Source organism: Polaribacter reichenbachii (assembly GCF_001975665.1).
In the GTDB taxonomy this organism is placed as follows: domain Bacteria; phylum Bacteroidota; class Bacteroidia; order Flavobacteriales; family Flavobacteriaceae; genus Polaribacter; species Polaribacter reichenbachii.
In genome coordinates this window covers 467,149-491,608 of record NZ_CP019419.1, presented here as the reverse complement: position 1 = coordinate 491,608, position 24,460 = coordinate 467,149, and the positions used below count along the sequence as shown (strand labels likewise).

Annotated in this window: 18 protein-coding genes; 9 read left to right on the top strand and 9 right to left on the bottom strand. The window is 28.9% G+C overall.

Features of this window, described 5'->3' with window-relative positions; genetic code table 11:
• Positions 1–62: 62 nt before the first annotated feature.
• Positions 63–773, bottom strand: coding sequence for a peptidoglycan DD-metalloendopeptidase family protein (locus tag BW723_RS02150; RefSeq protein WP_068362963.1), 711 nt, complete (start codon positions 771–773; stop codon positions 63–65).
• 77 nt (positions 774–850) lie between these two features.
• Between BW723_RS02150 and ade the strand changes: the two genes are divergently transcribed.
• Positions 851–2,473, top strand: a complete 1,623-nt coding sequence (ade, locus tag BW723_RS02145; RefSeq protein ID WP_068362966.1) for an adenine deaminase — start codon at positions 851–853, stop codon at positions 2,471–2,473.
• Between the two features lie 3 nt (positions 2,474–2,476).
• On the opposite strand, the gene BW723_RS02140 is transcribed toward ade, so the two are convergent.
• A complete protein-coding gene (locus BW723_RS02140; protein ID WP_068362969.1) occupies positions 2,477–4,693 on the bottom strand; it encodes an FUSC family protein in 2,217 nt (738 codons plus the stop codon).
• Between the two features lie 147 nt (positions 4,694–4,840).
• Here BW723_RS02140 and BW723_RS02135 point away from each other — a divergent pair, with 147 nt between their 5' ends.
• The 5 genes from BW723_RS02135 (at position 4,841) to BW723_RS02115 (ending at position 9,466) form a co-directional block, all read left to right on the top strand.
• Positions 4,841–5,431 (top strand): PhnA domain-containing protein, encoded by a 591-nt coding sequence (locus tag BW723_RS02135; RefSeq protein WP_068362972.1) that lies wholly within the window; start codon positions 4,841–4,843, stop codon positions 5,429–5,431.
• Between the two features lie 176 nt (positions 5,432–5,607).
• Positions 5,608–5,967 carry a BlaI/MecI/CopY family transcriptional regulator gene (locus BW723_RS02130; RefSeq protein WP_068362975.1) on the top strand — a complete coding sequence of 120 codons (360 nt, stop codon included), beginning with the start codon at positions 5,608–5,610 and terminating at the stop codon, positions 5,965–5,967.
• A 179-nt stretch (positions 5,968–6,146) separates the two neighbouring features.
• A complete protein-coding gene (locus BW723_RS02125; RefSeq protein ID WP_068362978.1) occupies positions 6,147–7,700 on the top strand; it encodes a M56 family metallopeptidase in 1,554 nt (517 codons plus the stop codon).
• A gap of 7 nt (positions 7,701–7,707) precedes the next feature.
• A complete protein-coding gene (locus tag BW723_RS02120; protein ID WP_076686319.1) occupies positions 7,708–8,958 on the top strand; it encodes a tetratricopeptide repeat protein in 1,251 nt (416 codons plus the stop codon).
• A gap of 73 nt (positions 8,959–9,031) precedes the next feature.
• Positions 9,032–9,466, top strand: a complete 435-nt coding sequence (locus BW723_RS02115; protein WP_226789225.1) for a hypothetical protein — start codon at positions 9,032–9,034, stop codon at positions 9,464–9,466.
• A gap of 59 nt (positions 9,467–9,525) precedes the next feature.
• Here BW723_RS02115 and obgE read toward each other — a convergent pair whose 3' ends face one another.
• From obgE to mdh, 6 genes are all read right to left on the bottom strand, one after another.
• Positions 9,526–10,515: a GTPase ObgE gene (gene obgE / locus BW723_RS02110; RefSeq protein ID WP_068362983.1), complete on the bottom strand. Its 990-nt coding sequence runs from the start codon at positions 10,513–10,515 to the stop codon at positions 9,526–9,528.
• 44 nt (positions 10,516–10,559) lie between these two features.
• Positions 10,560–11,678 (bottom strand): adenylate kinase, encoded by a 1,119-nt coding sequence (locus BW723_RS02105; protein WP_076686317.1) that lies wholly within the window; start codon positions 11,676–11,678, stop codon positions 10,560–10,562.
• A 95-nt stretch (positions 11,679–11,773) separates the two neighbouring features.
• A complete protein-coding gene (secDF, locus tag BW723_RS02100) occupies positions 11,774–14,752 on the bottom strand; it encodes a protein translocase subunit SecDF (protein WP_068362986.1) in 2,979 nt (992 codons plus the stop codon).
• 158 nt (positions 14,753–14,910) lie between these two features.
• The gene (locus BW723_RS02095) at positions 14,911–15,525 is read right to left on the bottom strand and encodes a hypothetical protein (protein ID WP_157578328.1); all 615 of its coding nucleotides are present in this window, start codon (positions 15,523–15,525) and stop codon (positions 14,911–14,913) included.
• A gap of 205 nt (positions 15,526–15,730) precedes the next feature.
• Positions 15,731–17,842, bottom strand: a complete 2,112-nt coding sequence (recQ, locus tag BW723_RS02090) for a DNA helicase RecQ (protein WP_068362992.1) — start codon at positions 17,840–17,842, stop codon at positions 15,731–15,733.
• 170 nt (positions 17,843–18,012) lie between these two features.
• Complete coding sequence (mdh, locus tag BW723_RS02085; protein WP_068362994.1) at positions 18,013–18,939, bottom strand: malate dehydrogenase; 927 nt, start codon at positions 18,937–18,939, stop codon at positions 18,013–18,015.
• 250 nt (positions 18,940–19,189) lie between these two features.
• Here mdh and BW723_RS02080 point away from each other — a divergent pair, with 250 nt between their 5' ends.
• Positions 19,190–19,687 carry a hypothetical protein gene (locus tag BW723_RS02080; protein WP_068362997.1) on the top strand — a complete coding sequence of 166 codons (498 nt, stop codon included), beginning with the start codon at positions 19,190–19,192 and terminating at the stop codon, positions 19,685–19,687.
• Between the two features lie 41 nt (positions 19,688–19,728).
• Complete coding sequence (locus BW723_RS02075) at positions 19,729–20,730, top strand: DUF6588 family protein (RefSeq protein WP_068363000.1); 1,002 nt, start codon at positions 19,729–19,731, stop codon at positions 20,728–20,730.
• Positions 20,731–20,811: 81 nt separating this feature from the next.
• Here the strand turns inward: BW723_RS02075 and gyrB are convergent, their stop codons facing one another.
• Positions 20,812–22,749, bottom strand: a complete 1,938-nt coding sequence (gyrB, locus tag BW723_RS02070) for a DNA topoisomerase (ATP-hydrolyzing) subunit B (RefSeq protein WP_068363003.1) — start codon at positions 22,747–22,749, stop codon at positions 20,812–20,814.
• 373 nt (positions 22,750–23,122) lie between these two features.
• Here gyrB and BW723_RS02065 point away from each other — a divergent pair, with 373 nt between their 5' ends.
• Complete coding sequence (locus BW723_RS02065) at positions 23,123–24,379, top strand: hypothetical protein (RefSeq protein WP_083139830.1); 1,257 nt, start codon at positions 23,123–23,125, stop codon at positions 24,377–24,379.
• Positions 24,380–24,460 lie beyond the last annotated feature (81 nt).

The following is a 24,460-nucleotide window of genomic DNA, read 5'->3' as shown; positions in this document are numbered from 1 at the left end:
TGCTACGAATTCAAGAATTAATTATTTTAATGAAATTTAATATGCATTTAGTAATGACTAATTTATTGCAAATCAGTACTCATAAATAATAAATTAGGATTAGGACAAATCATTTTCCAATACTCTAGTTCACTTTCTAAAACAACACCAGGAAAATCATTTTTATAGTTTAATAATGAGAGAATTACTTGAAAATGTAAATGAGGAACCCACTCACCATTTTCGTCATAATTTCCTAAATCACCAATTTTTTCTCCAGTTTTTATTTCATCATTCAAATTAAGTTTTAGAATACTTTCTTCGGATAAATGTCCATATAAAGTATAAAATTCAACTTCTTGAAACTGATGTTTTAGAATGATAAATCCGCCATAACCTTTTACATCTTTTTGATGAACCGCACATACAATTTTGCCATCTAAAATGGCATGAACAGTAGTTTTTTCTGGTAACCAAAAATCAACACCCAAATGAATGTTTCTTTTTTCTGATGAATTTTCTGCATTGTAAATATCAGAAGTGTATAAAGCACGTTTTTCTAAATAACCACCAGCAATTATTTTCTTCGGATTTTGATTTTGAATTGCCAATAATTGAGCTTCAAAATAAGTAGGATTATTGAATTCGGCTTCCGTTTTTACTGTGGAATTGTTAATGCTTAAATCAATAGAGTAAAGTGCTGTTTTTTGAATTGTTGGGAATAATTTTTTTAAAGAAAATTGTTGGTTTTTAGCCCAATTGATAAAATTTTGATAGCGTTGTTTTTCATCCATAATCAAAAATAGAATATTCTCATTACAATTTATAAAATCCTTTTTTATTATTTGTAATTTTGTGTAAAAGCAAATACATGATAGTACAAGGAAACATTGTCGATATTCAGAATAAAACTATTTTTAAAGGAGAAGTTGAGGTTAAAAATGATAAAATTATTGCTATTCGTGAATCTAATCACGATATAGAAACCTACATTTTACCAGGTTTTATTGATGCTCATATTCACATAGAAAGCTCAATGTTAGTACCTTCTGAGTTTGCTAAAATTGCAGTTGTACATGGAACTGTAGCTACAGTTTCAGATCCGCATGAAATTGCCAATGTTTTAGGAGTAAAAGGTGTTGATTTTATGATTGAAAACGGAAAAAAAGTTCCGTTAAAATTCAATTTTGGAGCACCAAGTTGTGTGCCAGCTACTTCTTTTGAAAGTGCAGGAGCCATTATTAATGCTGATGACATCAAAAAAATGATGGAAAATTCAGACATTAAATATTTGGCAGAAATGATGAACTATCCAGGCGTTTTGTTTGACGATGAGGAAGTTTTAGCAAAGATTCAACATGCAAAAAATAACAACAAACCAATTGATGGTCATGCACCAGGTTTAAGAGGTGATGATGCTACAAAATATATTGCTGCAGGCATTTCTACAGATCACGAATGTTTTTCTTTTGATGAAGCCAAAGAGAAACTAGAAAAAGGAATGAAAGTAATTATTAGAGAAGGTTCTGCTGCTAAAAACTTTGAAGCTTTAATCAATCTTTTGCCAGATAATTATGAGCATATGATGTTTTGCTCAGATGATAAACATCCTGATGATTTGTTGTTAGGCCATATAAATCAACTGTGTGAAAGAGCTGTAGCTAAAGGAATTGACGTTTTTAAAGTGTTGCAAGCAGCTTGTATCAATCCTGTAAAACATTATAGTTTGGATGTTGGTTTATTACAAAAAGATGATTTTGCTGATTTTATTGTGGTTGATAGTCTAGAGAAATTCAACGTTTTAGAAACCTATATTAGTGGTGAATTAGTTGCCAAAAACGGAAACTCATTTGTAAATGATGTTGACTTTGAAGTTTTGAATAATTTTAATACAGACAAAAAGAACGTAGAAGATTTTAAATTTGAATCTTCATCAGCAAAAATTAAAGTAATTGAAGCTTTAGATGGTGAGTTAGTAACCAATAAAATAGAAGTAAAATCTTTAATAGAAAATGGTAATTTAGTTTCGAATACTGAGACTGATATTTTAAAAATGATGGTTGTAAATCGTTATAAAAATGCTGAACCATCAATAGCATTTATCAAAAATTTTGGATTAAAAGAAGGGGCAATTGCAAGTTCTGTTGGGCACGATTCTCATAATATAATTGCAATAGGAGTTTCTGATGAGATGATTTGCAAAGCAGTAAATTTAATTATCGAAAATAGAGGTGGAGTTTGTGCTGTAACATCATCCAAAGAAAAAATAGTTTCATTACCTGTTGCAGGAATTATGTCTGATAAACCAGCCAAAGAAATTGGTGAAGCCTATGCAGAATTAGATAAAATGGCTAAAGAAATGGGCAGCCAATTAAGGGCACCTTATATGAGTTTGTCTTTTATGGCGCTGTTGGTTATTCCGTCTTTAAAACTATCTGATAAAGGTTTGTTTGATGGAACAAGTTTTCAATTTACATCATTAGAAATTGACTAAAACTTAAATCTTATTTATTTTCTTTACCAAATTTTCTGATAAATTAAGTAGCCATCTCACTTGCTCAAAAACCAACTGCGTTTCATGTAATGCAACTTTCATTTCATTAGAAATAGGTATCCCTTTTTCTATTTCTTGGTCTCTGGTAGATGATAAATTTTTAAAATGATTTTCGTAGTTTTTTTTGGCAATTTTTAAGCCTTTTGCATCTAGAGAATTGTTGGTTTCTATGTTGTTCGTTTTATCAATAACACTTTCTAAATTGGTTAAAATATGTTTTACATAAATTTCAAATTGTTCTGGTGCTATACCAGTTTCATTACTTCTAATGTACATTCCTAAAGAAGTAAGAGAAGATAAAAATGTATTGCTTATAGAAACCAAATCGTAAATAATTGCGCTATTTTCTTGTTTAGATTTTGGTTCTTGTATTAACCTTTGATATGCAGCATTTAAATTACCAACTTTTAAAAAAGCATCTTTTCTAGCCAATCGATAACTAACTGAGGTTTCTCCTTTTTTATGATAATATGTATTAATTTCTTTTAAAAATGATGAAAAACTTTTTGTAGAATCTTTTAAGTAATCTTTTATATTCTTGGCTTCCCAAGCTGGCCAAAATAAGTAGTTACCTGCAATTGCTAAAGAAGCACCAATTAAAGTGTCGTAAACTCTAAACTGAATAACTTCTAAAATATTAGGATAAATTAAAGCATACATAAAAATAACATAAAGTGTTATAAATGCAGCACCATTTCTATAATTTTGTTTTACCAAAGAAAAACCAACTATTAAAGATGTTAAAGCAATTAATGCATAAATAATTGTGTTTTGTGTAATTAAAACAATGGCAACACCAACAAAAGCACCTATAATTGTACCTATAACCCTGTTTTTAGTTCGTTCTTTTGTTAAACTATAACTAGGTCTCATAATTACGATGATGGTCAGTAAAATCCAATAAGATTGTTGTAATTCAATAAAACTACCAATTATAAAACCGATTAATGTGGTAAGTGTTAATCGTAAAGAATGTCTAAAAATGGGCGATTTTATACTAAAATTTCCTTTTAATTTTTTAAAATCATAATCATGTGGAGTTATAAATTTTTCGGCATTTTTTATGCCTCTAATTTTATCATTTTTAGAATAATTACTTAATATTCTAACAATATCTACAAGATTCTGAATTTGTTTTTCTTGGTAAGTTTTATAATTTAATAACAGAATAACATCTTCTCTAGATTCGGGTAAACCAACCTGAAGTTCAAATAACTCAATCTGATTTTCTATTTTTTTAAGAAGGATATCAAAATTGGTGTTAAAAGAAAGTTTTTCTTCCTTTAAAATAACTTTAGAAATATGGTGTAATCTTTCAGAAATTTCGAAAATTAAAACTTTAAATTCATCTATTTTCTCTGGATGATTGTTAAACAATTCATCGAACTTATCATAATTAATAGGATTAGAAATTGCCAACTCATAGATTTCTATAATTTTAGAAAATATTAATTGCTGACGTCTAATTCTATTGCTAAAACCAGCATTAGATCTTTTTTCTAATATTACTTCTCTTATTGTTTCGTGTAATTCGTTTATTTCTATTTGAAGTTTAAAACTGGTTTCTAAGAGTAAAGCTCTATCGTTTTTTTCAACTAATAATTCACCTCTTAATTTTATAAAATTGGCAGTTTTTTCTAATAAGTTAACAAATAAGAAATCGGTTTGAACTTGAGGAAAAATCAATTGTGTTGCTATGGTTAAAAATAAATACCAAAGACCACCAAATACAATAAATAAAGAATGCTGAAAAACAGAAATCTCTACACTATCGTAAGCAAAGGCTAGAACCAAGGCTAATAAACCCGCTAAAGAAATTAATGAAGCTCTAAAACCAAAAACAGAAATATAGGAAACAGAAAAAACTAAAATTATTAATAATGGAATTATTATAGGCAAATAATCGCTAAAATAACCGATAAGTAATGTAATTGTAAAAGCTAAAAAAATAGAGGCTAAAATACCGTAAAACTTATGTTTTAAACTACCACTTGTATCTGCAGGTGCACTTAATATAGCACCAAGTGCAATACTAAAACCAATATCCATACTATTAAAAAAATAGATAGATATAAAAACAGGAATTGCCATTGCCAATGCAACTAAAACCCCTTTTATAAATTGGATACTTTTAATATGTCTTATAAAAGCTTTAATCATACTTAAATTTATACTGCAAATTTAAGAAGTATTTTTGCGAGAACTTATTTACTTAAGTTATTTAAAACAAAAACTTTTTAATTCCTTTTTTTCAACTCAATAAATAAAAGTGTTTGTTTACTTTTGCTTTTAGAATAAAATGAATTTATGAGCTTACAACAAGATTTAGAAAAGAGAAGTGGTAACCAATGCGAACTGTGTTCAGCAACAAATAATTTATCTATTTACGAAGTTAAACCAGTTTCTACTGGTGGTTTTGATGGTAGTATTTTGGCTTGTGAAACTTGTATAACTCAAATAGAAAATCCTGAGGAAGTAGATGTAAATCATTGGCGTTGTTTAAATGATGCTATGTGGAGTGAATTTACGCCTGTAAAAGTTACAGTTTGGCGAATGTTACATCGTTTAAAAAACGAAGGTTGGCCACAAGACTTATTAGGAATGATGTATTTAGAAGATGATGAAATTCGTTTTGCAAAAGAAACAGGAGATCATTTATCAGAAAGCGAAAAGATAATTCATAGAGATGCTAATGGTGCAATTTTACAATCAGGAGATTCTGTTGTATTGATAAAAGACTTAAAAGTAAAAGGTTCTAGTATGGTTGCAAAACAAGGTACAGCTGTTCGTAGAATTTCTTTAGACCACGAAAATGCAAAATATATTGAGGGTAAAGTAGGTGCTACACAAATAGTTATTGTAACTGACTATGTAAAAAAGATGGCAGAAAAGGAATAATATATTTCTTATTAAATATTTTAAAAGGCTTGTAATTTGTTGAATTACAAGCCTTTTTTATTTGGGTAAAAATCTGTAATCGAATTAAAATAGTATTATTTTTAAACTAAAAAATTAGTTTAAACTAGTTTTTTAGTTATATTTGTTTTATTGAACTAAAAGATTAGTTAAAAAATATGCAAAAGCAATTAACAAAAGCAGAAGAACAGATTATGCAAGTTTTATGGAATTTAGAAGCATCTTCTGTAAAAGAAATCATAGAAAAATTACCAGAGCCCAAACCAGCTTACAATACAGTTTCTACCATTATTAGAATTTTAGAAACCAAAGAATTTGTTGGGCATAAACCAGAAGGAAGAGGCTATACTTATTACCCTTTAATTGATAAAGAAACGTATAGTAACCAAAGTTTACACAAATTAATGAATGGTTATTTTAATGGTTCTTTTAAAAGTTTGGTATCGTTTTTTGTAAAAGAAAACAATATGGATGTTACTGAGCTAGAATCTATTTTAAAAGAGATAAATAAGAAATAGTTTTCCTACACTTTCAGTTCGAGTGAATTTTGAAGAATGAAAAATTTGTGTCGAGAACTTTTTTGAACTAATAAATAGCTTCTCGATATAATTTTATTTCGATTACCATCTCAATAAAATCACTCGAAGTGACAAAATAAAAAGTATAAAAAATAAAAAGTATAAAAAATAAAAACCTAATGATTAATTACATCCTTCAAGTTATTTTATTCCAAGTTTTGTTCTTAGCTATTTATGACTTCTTTTTAAGCAAAGAAACTTTTTTCACAAAGAATAGATGGTATTTATTAAGTACACCAATATTGTCTTTTTTAATTCCGTTGATAAAAATACCAACCTTTAGAAAAGCTGTTCCACAAGAATTTTTTATACAATTACCAGAAATTGTTTTAAATCCAGATAAAGTAATTAAAGAAAGTATAACAACTGATAATTTTACAGAATCTATAAATTATATTAATATTTTATTTTGGATTGGAGTTACATTATGTACTTTTTTATTTCTAATAAAACTCGTTAAGATTATCAACTTTATTAAAAAATACGGAGTTCAAAAATTATCTGATTTTAGTTTGATAATGATTCCTAATGAAACCAAAGCCTTTTCATTTTTCAATTATATTTTTTTAGGAGCTGCCATTAAAGAAACCAATAGAGATAAGATAATTAAACACGAAATTGTACATAGCCAACAAAAACATTCTTTAGATTTATTGTTGTTCGAATTCTTAAAAATTGTAATGTGGTTTAATCCTATGATTTATGTTTATCAAAAGAGAATCACTTTAATTCACGAATATATTTCTGATGCAGAAGTTAGTAAATCCGAAAACAAAGAAAGCTATATTAATAATTTACTATCCAACTTTTTTCAGGTTGAAAACATAATGTTTATCAATCAATTTTATAAACCCACTTTCATTAAAAAAAGAATTACTATGATGACTAAAAAACAATCCAAAAAAATGAACCAATTAAAGTATTTAGTATTGATTCCTGTATTAGCAAGTATGCTTTTTTATACTTCTTGTTCTGATGAAAGTTCAACTGAAATAATAGAAAATAAACTGGAACTTCAAAAAATGTATTTTTCATTTAAAGATGGTGAAATTAAAACATCTGAGTCTAAAGATAAATACTCTTATTTTGATATTTATGTTGGTGTTACAGTTCCTTCAGATTTCAAAAAAACAAATCTTGAATCGCTGTCAACAGAAGAAAGAACTGAATTTGATACAATGTTTAAAGGTGAAAAAGAAAGAGGATCTGATTTAAGTCAAGATGATCATCAACTTTATCAAACGAAAACAGGTAGAAAGGTATTAATTCACCTTTATAATCCAGATGATTATAAAAAAGGTTCCACAGATTCTAAAACTGAAACAGAAGAAGTTTCATTTATGGTAATAGACAAAGTACCTACTTTTCCTGGTTGTGAAGAAGGAGATAGAAAGTGTTTTTCTTTAATGGTTCAAAAACATTTTACTAAAAACTTTGATTCAGAAATGCCAAAAACATTAGGTTTAGCACCAGGTAGAAAAAGAGTTTTTATCGCTTTTAAAATTGATAAAGAAGGAGATGTTGTTGATGTAAAAGTAAGAGCACCACATGAAGAAATTAAAAATGAAGTTTTAAATGTGATGAATTCTTTACCTAAAATGACTCCAGGAGAACACCAAGGAAAAAATATAACAGTAAAATATTCAATACCTTTTACCATATTTATAGAATAAACGATTTATGAAAAAGAAGATTTTATTTATATTAATATTTGCGATTGTAAAAGTTGAAGCTCAAACTTCAACTTTTTCTGTTGCAGATAGTTTGTTTGCCAAAGGCAGATATAAATTGGCGTTAAAAGAATTAGATAATAAGGAAGCTTCCTTTTTATCAAACTATAAAAAAGCGGTTATTTATGAGTCTATAGATAATTATAAAAAAGCAGCTTTTTATTTAGAACAAGCCATAACTTTTAATGATAATGAAAAAGCAAAATTAAAGTTGGCTAAAAATTATAGGGCTTTAAAGCAATCAAAAAAAGCCATACCTATTTATGAAGAAATATTAGCCAAAGACTCTTTGAATTTGGTGTTAAAATATCAATTGGGTAAACTTTATCTCATTAACAAAAAGCCGAAAAAAGCAGTAGCTACTTTTAAATATTTGGTTAAAAACGATTTCGAAAATGCGAATTATTCTTATCATTTAGGGTTGTCTTATGCTTTAAATGGCCAAAGAGATCCTATGATTAATAGTTTTATAGATACATATCAAAAAGATTCTACACACATTAAAGCAATTTCTAGATTGGCTAAAAGTTTTCATAAATTAAAAGATTTAGACTCTACTCAGCTATTTGTAAATAAAGGTTTGGCAATTTCGCCCAACGATTTAGACTTAAATAAATTAAAAATAAATCAATTTTTTAGAGATAAAAAGTACAAAGAAAGTATACCATTTTTATTAAATATAGATTCACTTTATACTAAAGAAACCTATGGCACATCACTTTTAGGTAAAGCGTATTATAATATTGATAGTTTAGATAAAGCTAAAAAATATTTTACCAAATTAAAATTTAAAGACAGAGAAAATTTTAAAGCACATACATATTTAGGGCATATCGATTTTAAGCAAGAGAAATATAATTCAGCAAGAATGAATTATATAATGGCTACTTTTATTGGAAAAGAAAAAAGAGATGAAGAATATTATGGAATGGCAAGAGTGTTTTATGAATTAAAAAAACCAAAACAAGCTATAAATGCATATCAAAATGCTTATAAAGAAAACCCAAGAAATTACAGAGCTTTGTATCAATTAGCCAAACTTTCTGATGATTATTACAAGGATAAAAAGATAGCTTACAAGCATTATATAAAATATATAGAAACTTTTTATGATACTGATGAAGGGATGTCTGCTTTTGTTAGAAATAGGATAAAAGAGATTAAAAAGGAGTATTTTTTAAGAGGAGAAACTTTAAATTAAAAGTCATTAAAATTTAGTAATTTTACGCTTTATAAGAAAACTATAAATGCGCGTTTTTTCTTTTTTAATTTTGATGATTTTTTGCACTTCGTGCGATAAATTCTCTTTCTCTAAAAACAAGAATGTACAAGTTATAGATACTATTGTAGATTTTACTTCTGTAGATACTTTTCCGTCTTTTAAAGATTGCGATTCTTTTATTGATAAAATAAAAAAACAAGATTGTTTTAGAAATACAATACATCAAAAAATAGGAGAGGAGTTACAAAAACATACTTTTTCTATTAAAGATTCTATTGATACTACTGTTTTGGTAGATTTAATTATCAACGTAAAAGGAGAAATAGTTTTTGACGGATTACAGTCAAGTCAAGTAAATGCAGAATTACCAGAATTAGAAAATGTAATTCGTAGTTCTATTGATAGTTTACCAACTGTTTTACCTGCTGTAAAAAGAGGAATTCCTGTTACTACAAAATATCAATTGCCAATTAGAATTAAATTATAGACACAAAAAAACTCAAACGTTTTAAAGTTTGAGTTTGTATTTTACTGTTTAAAAAAAGTTTAATTCAACATTTTCCAAAGTTTGTCTTTTAATTCTTGTAACCCAGATTGCGCAACAGAAGATATAAACAGAGCTTCTATACCTTTTGGTAAATCAGCTTTTATTTCTGCTTTTAGTTCATCATCTAACATATCTGTTTTAGAAATGGCTAGCAATCTATCTTTGTCTAATAACTCAGGATTGTGTTTTTTAAGCTCATTTAACAAGATTTCATATTCTTTATTAATATCATCAGAATCTGCAGGAATCAAGAATAACAACGCAGAATTACGCTCTATATGACGTAAAAAACGATGTCCTAAACCTTTACCTTCTGCAGCACCTTCTATAATACCAGGAATATCTGCCATTACAAAAGTTTGATGATTTCTATGTTCTACAATACCTAAGTTTGGTTTTAAGGTTGTAAAAGCATAATCTGCAATTTTTGGTTTTGCAGCAGTTATAACAGACAATAAAGTAGATTTACCCGCATTTGGGAAACCAACTAATCCAACATCTGCTAATAATTTTAATTCAATTCTAAACCAACCTTCTGCACCATCCATACCAGGTTGTGCATATCTAGGAGTTTGATTAGTAGATGATTTAAAATTCCAGTTTCCAAGTCCGCCTTTTCCACCACGTAATAAAATAACTTCTTTTTTGTCTTCAGTAATTTCTACAATTACTTCATCAGTATCAGCATCTTTAATAATTGTTCCTAGAGGTACATCAACATAAATGTCTTCACCATCTGCACCAGAACTTCTACTTTTACTTCCTGCTCCACCACCTTCTGCTCTAAAATGACGTTTAAATTTTAGGTGAAATAAAGTCCACATATTTTTATCTCCACGTAAAATTATGTGTCCTCCACGTCCTCCATCACCACCATCAGGACCACCTTTGGTTATATATTTTTCTCTGTGTAAATGAGCAGAACCTTGTCCACCTTTACCAGAAGAAGCATATATTTTTATGTAATCTACAAAGTTTCCTTCTGTCATTTTTAGTATTTGAGCGTGTGTTTTGTAAATGTATGATTACTTTTTTATAAAGTATCAAATACTTCTGCAATTCTTTTGGTAATATCTTCTATAGAACCAACACCATTAATTCCATAGTATTTGTTTTGGGCATCAAAATAGTCTTTTAGAATAGCCGTTTTTGTGTTGTATTCGTTAAAACGATTTCTAATTTTAGATTCATCAGTATCATCAGTTCTACCACTTGTTTTTCCTCTTTCTAACAAGCGCGTTACTAACACATCTTCTGGTACTTCTAAAGCAACCATTGCATTAATTTGTTCTCCTTTATCACCTAAAAAGGCATCTAAAGCTTCTGCCTGAGATTGTGTTCTAGGAAAACCATCAAAAATAAAACCATTGGCATCTGCATTTTTTTCTACTTCTGCTTTTAGCATATTTATGGTAACTTCATCTGGTACTAAATCGCCTTCATCCATATATTTTTTGGCTAGTAAACCTAATTCAGTAGCGTTTTTAATATTGAAACGAAAAACATCTCCTGTAGAAATGTGTACTAAATTGTACATTTCTTTTAAGAAGTTTGCTTGTGTTCCTTTTCCTGCTCCTGGAGGGCCAAATAATACGATGTTTTTCATTTTGGGTTTTGGTGTTAATTGATATATTTCTGGATAATTTCTTCCTATTCCATTGTAATCTAATCCATATCCAACAATAAATTTGTCTTCAATACTTTTACCTATATAATCTATTGGTAATTCTTTTCTAAACACATCTGGTTTAAAAAATAATGATACTATTTTTAATTTTTTAACATCTAAGTTTTTAAAGATATTATAAATTTCTTGAAGGGTATTTCCTGTATCAATAATATCTTCTAATATAATAACAGTTCTACCTGTTAAATCTTCATTAATACCCACTAAATGTTTTACTGTATCTGTTGTTGATGTACCTTGGTAAGAGGCTAATTTTACAAAAGATACTTCGCAATTGCCATTAAACTCTCTAATAAAATCTGCAGCGAATAAAAAGCAACCGTTTAAAATACCTACAAAAATAGGTACTTCGTTTTTAGGTAAATCTTCTTTTACTTGTTCTGCTAAATGTTTTACTATAGCACTTAATTCATCTTTTTTGATGAAAGGTTTAAAGTATAAATCTTGAAGTTGTAAAATACTCATAAGGAATGCAAATATAATAGCTATATATTAAAGAAAAAACCGTTTTTAATCTGATTTACAGAGTTTAAAAACGGTTTCTCTTATTTAAAATAAAACTATTTGTTTTTTTCTTCTTTTTTTGTTGTGTCGTACATAATTGGTGTTGCCACAAATAATGATGAATACGTACCTACTGCTACACCTACAATTAGTGCAAACATAAATCCTTTAATAGAATCACCACCAAATAAGAAGATCGCTAACATTACTAATAATGTTGTTAAAGATGTATTTATGGTTCTTCCTAAAGTAGAACTTAAGGCTTTGTCTACAACTTCGCTATATTTCCAGTTGGTATGTGTACCAGCAAATTCTCTAATTCTATCGAAAATAACCACGGTATCATTCAGAGAGTAACCAACTACGGTTAGTATGGCTGCAATAAATGATTGCCCAATTTCCATATCAAAAGGCATAAAACTGTAAGTGATAGAGAAAACACCTAATACAATTAATACATCATGGAATACTGCTAATACAGCACCAATAGAGAAAGATACTTTTCTAAAACGTAATAAAATGTATAAGAAAACTACTAATAAAGATCCGAAAACGGCATATAAAGCTGATGTTTTAATATCATCTGCAATAGTTGGTTCTACTTTAATAGAGCTCATTACACCTGCACCTTCTTTTTCAAAACCTGGTTTAAAGTTTTCGTAAGTAGTATCGCCTAAATAAGATTTTAAACCTGTGTATAAAGCATTTTGAACAACATCATCAATTTCTTGACCTTCTTCTTCAATTTTATAAACAGTTGTTATTTTTAATTGATTTGCTTGTCCGTAAGTTTTTACTTCTGGTGCTGTACCAAAAGCATCTTTTAAAGTACTTGCAACTTCTGTAGCACTCATATCTTGATCGAAACGAACAACATAAGAACGACCTCCTTTAAAGTCAACTCCTTGTTTTAAGCCAATTTGCCAAATAGAAACTAATCCTGCAAGAATAATTGCTCCAGAAATGATATAGGCAATCTTACGTTTCTTTAAGAACTCTACATTTATGTTTTGGAACCATCCTTTAGAAATAGATGTATTAAAAGTTAATATACTTCCTTTATTAACAGCACCATCAATTAAAATACGTGTAATAAATACAGCTGTAAAGAAAGATGTTAAAATACCAATCATTAATGTTAATGCAAAACCTTTAATTGGTCCTGTACCAAAAACATATAAGATAATACCTGTTAAGAATGTAGTAATGTTAGCATCTATAATTGCAGATAAAGCTCCTTTAAAACTAAAACCTTCTTCTACAGATTGTTTTAAACCTTTCTTTTTAAATAAACCTTCTTTAATTCTTTCGAAAATAATTACGTTGGCATCTACAGACATACCTATTGTTAAGATAATACCAGCAATACCAGGTAAAGTTAATACAGCTCCAAAAGAAGCTAAGATTCCGAAGATAAATAAAATGTTTACAATTAAGGCGATATCAGAATATAAACCTGCTTTACCATAATATAAAATCATCCAAAGTAAAACTAAAACGATAGCTAAACCAAAAGAGATAAAACTTGCATCGATTGCTTCTTGTCCTAAAGATGGTCCAACTACTTGTGCTTGAATCATTCTTGCAGCAGCAGGTAATTTACCAGCTTTTAATACAGTTGCAATATCTTCTGCTTCTGCAACTGTCATTGTTCCTCCAGAAATAGATGTTCTACCACCAGTAATTGCTCCAGGAACAGATGGTGCAGTATACACATAATCATCTAAAACAACAGCTACAAAACCACCAGTATTATCACCAGTTAATTTAGCCCATTGTTTAGATCCAGAAGTATTCATTGTCATAGAAACCTCTGGTTTGTTTAATTGGTCAAATACTTGACCTGCATCTAAAATTACATCACCTTCAATATTTGCAACATCATTTCTATTTCCTTTAATAGCGTATAAAGCAATTATTTCTGATGTATCATCATTACTTGTGTTCGATTTATAATCCCATAAGAATTTAGCATATTTTACTTCTTTTGGCAATAAAGCTCTAATTTCTTTTTTAGATAATAAATCGTTAACAGTAGCTGTATCTAATACTTTTGCATAAGCTACTACAGAACTTACTTGTTGTTGAGACTGCGCAAAGTTTGGCATTAAGTAGGTAAATAAATTCTTCTGAACATTTGTAGAATCTGATTCTTCACCTAATAAATCATCAATTTCATCTTTTTTAGTAGTGTCTTTTTCTACTTCTAAAACAGAATCATCTTTTAATAATTCTGCAACTTTTGCATTTGCAGAAAAGAAAAAGTTTTGTACTTCTACATTAGAATGTACTTCCCAAAACTGTAATTCAGCTTTACTTGTAATTAATTTAGATACACGATCTATATCTTTAGCACCAGGTAATTCTATTTGAATTCTACCAGAGTTACCAATTCTTTGAATTTTAGGAGAAGCAACTCCAAATTTATCAATTCTACTTCTTAAAACTTCTAAAGTTGTAACTATAGAACCGTTAATTTCTTCTTGTAATGTTTCTTTTACGGTTGCATTATCTTCATCAAAAGAAATCTTTTCGCTTAAAGCTTTTGTACCAAAAATAGAAGGATCACTTAATTTAGTAGTACCTGCAATTTTTTCAAATTCTTCGAAAAATAAATCTAAATAATTAGAATTACTGTTCTTTAATCTTAAGTCTGCAGCTTCTAATGCATTGTTAAATACTTCATTTTTAGAATCGTTAGCTAAGCTTTTTAATACTTCTTTTACAGATACTTGTAAAATTGCATTAATACCACCTTTTAAATCAAGACCAAGATTCATTTCTTTGTCTTTAACATCGTTATAAGAATATTCTGCTATTCCTAAATCGATAATATCTTTGTTAGCAACACTGTCTAGATATTTTCTTTCGTAAGCTGCTTTTTGTCTTGCATCATCACCTTCTACAGTTTTATTGTTAGCATAAGTTACTGCATCATCTTCTACTTTATTAGCTAAAAAAGTGAATGATAATTGATACAAACTCACTAATCCGAAAAGAATAGCGAATATTTTAATTAGTCCTTTATTTTGCATTTTATATGTTTTTAGTCAAAAATTTTTAAAACGAGCAAATATAGATAACTTCTCGAACTTTTTGACATTTAATTATGTTTATTGATTTGTTTTCAGATGATTGAGAAGATGTTCAATTCTGAGGGTAGATATTAAAAAAAATATCTACCTAAATAATTTTATACGAACTGATAAAATGGACCAGCTCTAACCTCTGGAATGTTGTGAGATGTACTGTTTTTTACAATAAATAATCTTTTATAAAATCTAGATTTAGATTTAAAAACAGTGTTGGCTTCAATAGATAATATTTTTATTGATGAAGCATAGTTTTGAGTATTTGTATATCTATCTGAATCGTATTTGATTTCTAGTATAGAATTACCATCAAAATTTGATGTATTTGAGTCTTTTTCTAACTCGTAAACATCAAAATTAAAGTTTGATGTTTTTTCTGATGGGGCCTTATTTTCATCAGTATTGTTAGATGAACTTTTTATAGCGATTTTTTCTTTTTTAGAAAGCGCATCTTTAATATGAGAAACGTGATCTGCACTGTAATAAAAAATCTTTAAAGTGCCATTTGTAGATTCTTTAATTTGAATATTTGAAGCACCAGCTGTAGTTAGTCGATTTTTTAAATCGGCAATGGTATATGCTATTTCTTTAGCATCAATTTTAGAATTATTAAACTCTAAAACAATTTCTTGATTAGGTACAGGAATATTTTCTTGGAAAGTGCCAAGAAATGTAAATAAAACTAAAAGTGCACTAAAGTACCATTTTGGGTTCATGCGCCAAATATATAAAAAAAGATTGCTTTTTGTAGAAGTAAAAAACTTCAATTTTAGGAATACAGCCTTTTTTGCTAAAAGGTTACAAAAAAGAGGCTAAAAGAATATAAAAAACCCTGAATTTATTCTATTTCTGATAAAAACCACCCAATATAATCTAAAGCTTTATTGATTTGATAATCAGTAATAAGGAAAAGGATGTCTCTTATTCGTTTTTAAGAATTAAAGTAATGCCAATTCTAATTTGACTGTAAGAAACTTCTTCGTTAAGTTTCTCGTAAATAGGTTTTAATTCTTGTTTTCGATTTAATTGATTAAAAACAATTCTAACTTTATCTATAATTTCTTCGGATACATATTTTTCTAAATTGATGTCTTTTCCTTCTGAGTAAAGTTGAGATAAATGCGAAAAAATTGTGGTTACAGATAACTCTCTTTTTTCTGCAATTTCTTTCGGGTTTAAACCTTGTTTGTAAAGATCGAATGTTTTTTGTGTTGTAGGTGTTTTACGAGGTTTAGCTACATTATTAAACTCACGTATTACATTCATAAAATCATCTCCATATTTTTCCATTTTGCTCATTCCAACCCCAGAAATCGCTAAAAATTCATTTTCGGTAGTAGGTTGTTCACTAGCCATTAATTTTAATGTTTTATCATTAAAAACAATGTAAGCTGGCATATTTTCTTCTTTAGCTATTGAATGTCTCAATTTTTTGAGCGCCGTAAATAAATCGTTATTTACATCACCCAAAACAGTAGTTTTTACTATTTTTTGTTTCTTCTTTTTATCATTAGGGCTTATAGGCGTTGTTAGTCGAATCTTTTTTTGGCCTTTTAAAACTTGCCAACCAATGGGTGTAATTTTTAAAGCAGAATTTTCAGCATACATAATTTCTATTAAACCTTGGTTTGCCATTTGAATTACATAATCTCTCCAATCGAAAAAAGAAATTTCTTTTCCTATTCCATAAGTTTTTAGATTAAAATATTGATTGGAATGAATATCTGCGTTATTGCTACCTCTCAAAACATTTATTAGCATTGTAATTCCATCTTTTTCTTTCATTCTTGCAATTCCAGAAAGCGCTTTTTGTGATAAAATTGTACCGTCAAAATCTTTAGGTGGATTTTCGCAAACATCACAATTGCCACAATTTTCAGTAAGATGTTCTCCAAAATAAGATAATAATATTTTCCTTCTACAAGATTTGGCTTCTGCAAATTGAAGCATTCTATTCAGCTTTTCTTTTTGCATGGCAGTATTTGCGCCATCATCTGCAAATTGGCTATACAATACAAAATCTCTCATATTATAGTAAAGCATCGTTTCTGATGGTAATCCATCTCTTCCTGCTCTTCCTATTTCTTGATAATATCCTTCGAGATTTTTAGGTAAGTTGTAATGAATTACAAAGCGAACGTTAGATTTGTCTATACCCATACCAAAAGCAATCGTTGCTACAATTATTTTTGTTTCATCATTTATAAAATCTGTTTGTGTTTTTTCTCTTTCTTCATTGCTCATTCCTGCGTGATAAAAGGCTACATTATGGCCTTCACCTTGCAGGTAATTAGCTACTTCTTCTGTGTTTTTTCTGCTTAAACAATAAATAATGCCACTTTCATTTTTCCTTCTTTTAATAAAGGTGATAATTTCTTGTAGTTTTTTCTTTTTAGTGACTTGACCTCTTACTTCAATACTTAAGTTTTTTCTATCAAAAGAAGAGATAAATAATTTTGAGTTTCTTAGACCTAATTGCGCTTCTATATCTTTTCTGGCAGATTTATCTGCAGTAGCAGTTAACGCCATAAAAGGTACATTTGGTAAAGAGTTTCTAAATATTTTTAGTTGTGTGTATTCTGGTCTAAAATCGTGACCCCACATACTCACACAATGTGCTTCATCAATAGCAACTAATTTTATGTTTAATTGTTTTAGCCAAGAATTACTTACTGTAATTAGTTTTTCTGGAGATAAATATAAAAGCTGTAATTCGCCATTAATTGCTTTATTGATAACATTGTTTTCTTCTTCAACAGAAATAGAACTGTTAAAAAAGTCTGCTTTAATTCCGTTTGATTTTAATGCCTGAACTTGATCTTTCATTAAAGAAATTAAAGGAGAAACTACAATTGTTATTCCGTTAAAAATTAAAGCAGGAATTTGAAAACACATCGATTTTCCTCCACCAGTTGGCATCAATACAAAACTATCTTTACCTTCTAAGGTTCTGTTGATAATTTCTTCTTGTAAGGGACGAAAATTATCATAACCGAATACGTTTTTTAAAATAGTGTTTGTTTGGTTTGTCATTTTTTTAGCAATTATTTTACAAAAATACGTAGTTTAAATAGCTAAATAAAAAATAGATTTATATTAATGATTTATCTAAAAAAGAGAATCTAATTTTTAAATAAAAGCAATAAAAAAATCCAGCTCAAAAAAGCTGGATTTTAGATAAGTCAATAAAAAAAGACTTTATATTATAGTTCTAATAAACCATTTGTTTTAGAAACACCTGCAGCAGATTCTTCTAAATGTGCTTTTTCAGCATCACTTAAATTAATTTCTACAATACTTTCTATACCATTTTTACCTAAAACAACAGGAACTCCAATACATAAATCAGATAAACCATATTCGCCATCTAATAAAGTAGAACAAGGGTAAATTTTCTTTTGGTCGCAAGCAATTGCTTGTACTAAACCAGAAACTGCAGCACCTGGAGCATACCAAGCAGAAGTGCCTAATAAACCAGTTAGAGTAGCACCACCAACTTTAGTGTCTTGTAAAACTTGCTCTAATCTTTCTTCTGAAATAAATTCTGAAACAGGAACAGAGTTACGAGTAGCCAATCTAGTTAAAGGTACCATTCCTTTGTCAGAATGTCCACCAATAACCATTCCATCAACATCAGAAATAGGAGCACCTAATGCTTCTGCTAATCTGTATTTAAAACGAGCAGAATCTAAAGCACCACCCATACCAATAATTCTGTTTTTTGGTAATCCTGTAGTTTTATGCACTAAATATGTCATAGTATCCATTGGGTTAGAAACCACAATAATAATAGTGTTTGGAGAGTGTTCTATTAAACTAGAAGAAACAGTTTTTACGATTCCTGCATTAATTCCAATTAATTCTTCACGAGTCATACCTGGTTTTCTAGGAATACCAGAAGTAATTACACAAACATCAGAATTTGCAGTTTTAGAATAATCACTTGTACTTCCTGTAATTTTAGTATCAAAACCGTTAAGAGAAGCAGTTTGCATTAAATCCATTGCTTTACCTTCTGCAAAACCTTCTTTAATGTCTAAGATTACAACTTCAGAAGCGAAATCTTTAATTGCAATATATTCTGCACAACTTGCACCTACTGCACCTGCACCAACAACTGTAACTTTCATATAAATATTTTTAAAATTTGTTAAATAGTTCTCACACAAAAATACAATATTCTGAATGTATTATCGTGATTTATGTCATAAAAAAAGATATCAAATTTATTGGTTAATCCTATAAATTGGAAAGAATAATCTGGTTTTATGTTTAAAAGTTGTATCGATTGTATGGAATGTTGTATGAATTGTAAATAATAACTTCATTATTTTTCTATATTTGTGAAACAACATTTAATAACTTATAAATAAAAAAATTATGAAAAAAATTAAAATTATTCAAACAATGCTTGTGCTCTTTGTAGCTTTTACATTTACTAACTGTGAAGAAGATGGAGAAATACAATTTATTGTAATAGATGAATTTGAAAGTAATGCTTTGGTTACAGGTTTAAACACTGCAACTTCATTTGAAACGTCTAACTCTATTAACATTCAAGATTTATTAGATAATGCAAGCGAATTTGTTGAAGCAGAAATTGAGAAAGTTACTTTAACTTTAGCAGATGATTATTCTGGAGAAGCTATAACAGGAAATTTTGATTTAACAGTAGGTAATATTAATATAAATGAATCACTAACTTTAACAAAGGGAGAAGGCGTAGAAGTTATTATACCTACAAACGCATCAAGTATTTTATCAGTAATTAATTCTGGTGTTTTTCCTTATGTAATTAAGGCTGATTTTACCCAAACACCTGCAGATGATAGCTTCACTATCAATCTAAAATTTAAAGTTAAAGCTACTGTGCAATAAAATGCAATAACTTTTCTATAATTAACTAAACTATAAACTATATGAAAAAAGTATTTTTATTTTTATTTACTGCATTTACGTTAACTTCATATTCACAAATTGAATTAGAATCTATTTTAGAAGGTGGTGTTGCAGATGCAAGAACTTTATTACAAGGATACGTAGAGCCTTTTCCTACAGGTTTTGGAAACGGAATTAATGGAGGTTGGTATACTACTGCAAAAACGCATAAGTTATTGGGTATTGATATTGCTGTAATTGCTAATGGTGCTTCTGTACCATCTTCAGCAGAAACTTTTACTTTTAATAATGCAGATTATTCTAACATTAAATTAGAAGATTCAAGTATTTCTTCTGCAGAAATACCAACTTTATTCGGGTCTCAAAAGCTAGATGATAGGCCATTATTAACATTTACTGATGATACAGGGAATTCTATTTCTACTTCATCTTTACCAGGTTCAGGTTTAAAAGAATCTATTGGGTTCAATGTTGTTCCTTCTGCAATGTTACAAGCTGGCATTGGTTTATTTAAAAATACCGATTTAATAATTAGATATATTCCAGAGCAAAACGATACAGATTATCAATTTTCAACATTTGGTTTTGGTATTAAACACGATTTAAAACAATGGATACCTTTCGTTAAACGTTTACCTTTTGATGTATCTGCTTTGGTTGGATGGAACGATGTAAAGTCTAAATTCTTTTTAGACCCAGAAGATGAACCATCTCAAGCATTAGAGTTTAATACAAAGACTTTTATTTTTCAAGTTTTGGCATCTAAAAAACTCTCTATTTTTACTATTTATGGTGGTGTGGGTACAACAAATTATAAAACAGATGTAAATATGTTAGGTTCGTACACAACGTCTGCTTCTAATACTACATACACAGATCCAATTAGTTTAAAATATGACGGTAGTTCTATGAGGGCTAATTTAGGTTTAAGTATAAAATTACTATTCTTAAATATTGCAGCAGAATATGCAGTACAAGAATACGATGTGTTTTCTGTAAGAGCAGGATTCAGTATTAGGTAAAAAAATATAAAATTAGAATATAAAAAAAAGGTATAAAAATAATTTTTTACACCTTTTTTTTATTTATTATAATCTAAAGTATTAAGCATCAATATTCGCATACTTTGCATTTCTTTCAATAAAATCTCTACGAGGAGGAACTTCATCTCCCATTAGCATAGAAAATACTCTATCTGCTTCTGTTTGATTGTCAATAACTACTTTACGCAAAGTTCTAAATTCAGGATTCATTGTAGTGTCCCAAAGTTGTTCTGCGTTCATCTCTCCAAGACCTTTATATCTTTGAATGTTAACACCACCACCTAATTTTTGAGCAATTAAGTCACGTTGATTGTCATCCCAAGCATATTCTCTTTTCTGACCTTTTTTAACTAAATATAAAGGAGGTGTAGCAATATAAATATAACCTTGCTCAACCATTTCTCTCATATATCTAAAGAAGAATGTTAAAATTAAAGTAGCAATGTGCGAACCATCAACATCGGCATCACACATAATAACAACTTTATGATAACGTACTTTTGATAAGTTTAAAGCTCTTGGGTCTTCTTCTGTACCAATAGAAACCCCTAAAGCCGTAAACATATTTTTAATCTCTTCGTTTTCAAAAACTTTATGTTGCATTGCTTTTTCAACATTCAAGATTTTTCCACGAAGTGGAAGTATAGCTTGAAAATTACGATCTCTACCTTGTTTTGCTGTTCCACCTGCAGAGTCTCCCTCAACTAAGAATATTTCACATTGAGCAGGATCTGTTTCTGAACAGTCAGATAATTTACCAGGTAAACCACCAATAGACATTACTGTTTTACGTTGCACCATTTCTCGTGCTTTACGTGCAGCGTGTCTTGCAGTTGCAGCTAAAATTACTTTCTGTACAATGGTTTTAGCATCTGCAGGGTTTTCTTCTAAATAATCAGATAACATTTCTGAAACTGCTTGAGAAACGGCAGAAGTAACTTCTCTATTTCCTAGTTTCGTTTTTGTTTGTCCTTCAAATTGAGGTTCAGAAACTTTTACAGAAACAATTGCTGTTAAACCTTCTCTAAAATCATCACCAGCAATATCAAATTTTACATTTTTAAGTAATCCAGATTCATCAGCATACTTTTTTAAAGTACCTGTTAAACCACGTCTAAAACCCGATAAATGTGTACCACCTTCATGAGTATTAATATTATTTACATAAGAATGTAAATTTTCTGCATAAGAAGTGTTGTAAACCATAGCAACTTCTACTGGAATTCCGTTTTTTTCGCCTTCCATAGAAATTACGTTCGCAATTAACTGCTCGCGTGTAGAATCTAAATACTGAATAAATTCTGGCAATCCTTTATCAGAATGAAAAGTCTCAGAAATAAAGTTTCCTTCATCATCTGTGTTTCTTTTGTCAGTTAAAGTAATAGTAATTCCTTTATTTAAATACGCTAATTCACGCATTCTTGTTGCTAGAGTTTCATAATTGTACTCTGTAGACTGCTGAAAAATAGATTTATCTGGTAAAAAAGTAACAATTGTACCTGTAAAATCAGTTTCTCCAATAGTTTTTACTGGGTATAACGTTTTACCTTTTTCGTATTCTTGTTGCCAAACTTTACCTTCTTTATGAACTGTAGCTGTTAAATGATCTGATAATGCATTAACACAACTTACACCAACACCATGCAAACCACCAGAAACTTTATAAGAATCTTTATCAAATTTACCACCTGCACCAATTTTTGTCATTACAACTTGTAATGCAGAAACACCTTCTTTTTTGTGTAAACCTACAGGAATTCCACGTCCATTATCTTTGGTAGTAATTGAGTTGTTTTCGTTAATTGTAACTTCAATAGTATCACAATAACCACCCATTGCTTCATCAATAGAGTTATCTACAACTTCATACACTAAATGATGTAAACCACGTACTCCAACATCACCAATATACATTGATGGACGCATTCTTACGTGTTCCATACCTTCTAATGCCTGAATACTGGAGGCATCATAATTATGCTTTTTTTCTTCGCTCATTATCTGTCTAAAATTTTCTATTATTTGATTGTTAGTTGTAAAAAATACAACCTATCAAATATAAGGAAAAACAGAAGTTCTAAAAGTTTTTTGTTGATAAAATTGATAATTGTTGATAACTCTAAAAATGGCTTAAATCAGCTAAAAAGTGCCTTAAATTAAATATTTGTATTTTTTTATGATTCGTAAATCCGAAGAAAATTAAAAGTTCTTTAATCTTACAGTTTTAAGTTTTTAAAGTTGATAAATTACGTCTATCAAGCGCTTTTATTCTTTTATTTATTGCTGATGAAAAAACTTCTTTAGATATGATTATTGTCACGTTTTAAAAAGAAAGTAACCTATAATTTTGTCCTATAATTAAAACAGAAAGATGAAAATAATTACTAAATGTTTGTTGATAATCGTACTTTTTTCTTCAATCATTTCAAGCGGACAAGAAAAAGAAAAATTTAAACCAGTTATAAAATGGAATGTAAGAGCCCAAATCTGGTTGCGTTATTCTGATTTAAATGAAGGTTCTACAATTAATGGCGAACCAACAAGTAGCTATACAGATGTTTCTTTAAGACGTTTAAGAATTCCTTTAACAGCTCAAATTACTCCGAAATTATATTTCTATTCAATTTTTGGTGGTAATAACTACAATTATAAATCTAGCAATTTCCCTTTTAGAGTATTAGATATGTATGCTGAGTATGCATTTAGTAAAAAATTCGAAGTTGGTTTTGGTAAATCTGGTTGGCAAGGTTTAAATAGATGGAATGTACGTTCTAATAAAACATTAATGGGTTTAGATTCTCCTGTTTTTGCCTTAAATACGGTAAATAAAAACGATGATATTGGTAGAGTTTTAGGAGTTTGGTTTAAAGGGCAAGTGGGTAAAATAGATTATAGACTGTCTCTTGGAAATCCTATTTTGGTAACAAGTATACCAACTGGTAAAGTAGATTTTGCAAATAATAGACCAAGAATAAAAACTTCTTCTTACGTTAAATATCAATTTTTTGAACACGAATCAAATAAATCTGCCTATCAAACAGGTACCTATGTTCAAGCTAAAAAAGTATTTAATATAGGAGCAGGTTTTCAGTTTCAAGAAAAAGCAATGAGCGATGGAGATGCTTTGTTGGCAGAAACTAATTTATATGATATGAAACATTGGGCTGTAGATTCATTTTTAAACTTACCTTTAAATAATGGAGGTGCAATTACAGCTTATGCAGGTTACTATGATTATGATTTTGGTAAAGATTATATGAGAAATGTGGGTGCAAATAACCCAACAACTGGTGGTGGAACAGATTATAATGGAGCAGGAGTTGCTTTTCCTATGATTGGTACAGGTACAACTTTTTATACCCAATTTGGTTATGCTTTTAAGAAAACAAAAGTCTTTGATTATCCTATGGTAATTCAGCCAAATATTGCCATTCAAAGTTCTGATTGGGATGCTTTAAATGAAAGAATGGTTGTCTATGATTTTACAGTAAACTTTTTAATGAACGGAACTCACGGAAATAAATTGAGTTTAGGATATCAACATCGTCCTATTTTTGATGCAGCAACAATGGAACAAAAAAAATATAAAGGTATGGCTGTTTTACAATATCAAATTTCTTTGAAATAGAGATAATTTAAAATAGAATACATAAAAAAAAATCCTGCTTTTCGCAGAATTTTTTTTTATGTATTAAAATGAAGTAATAAA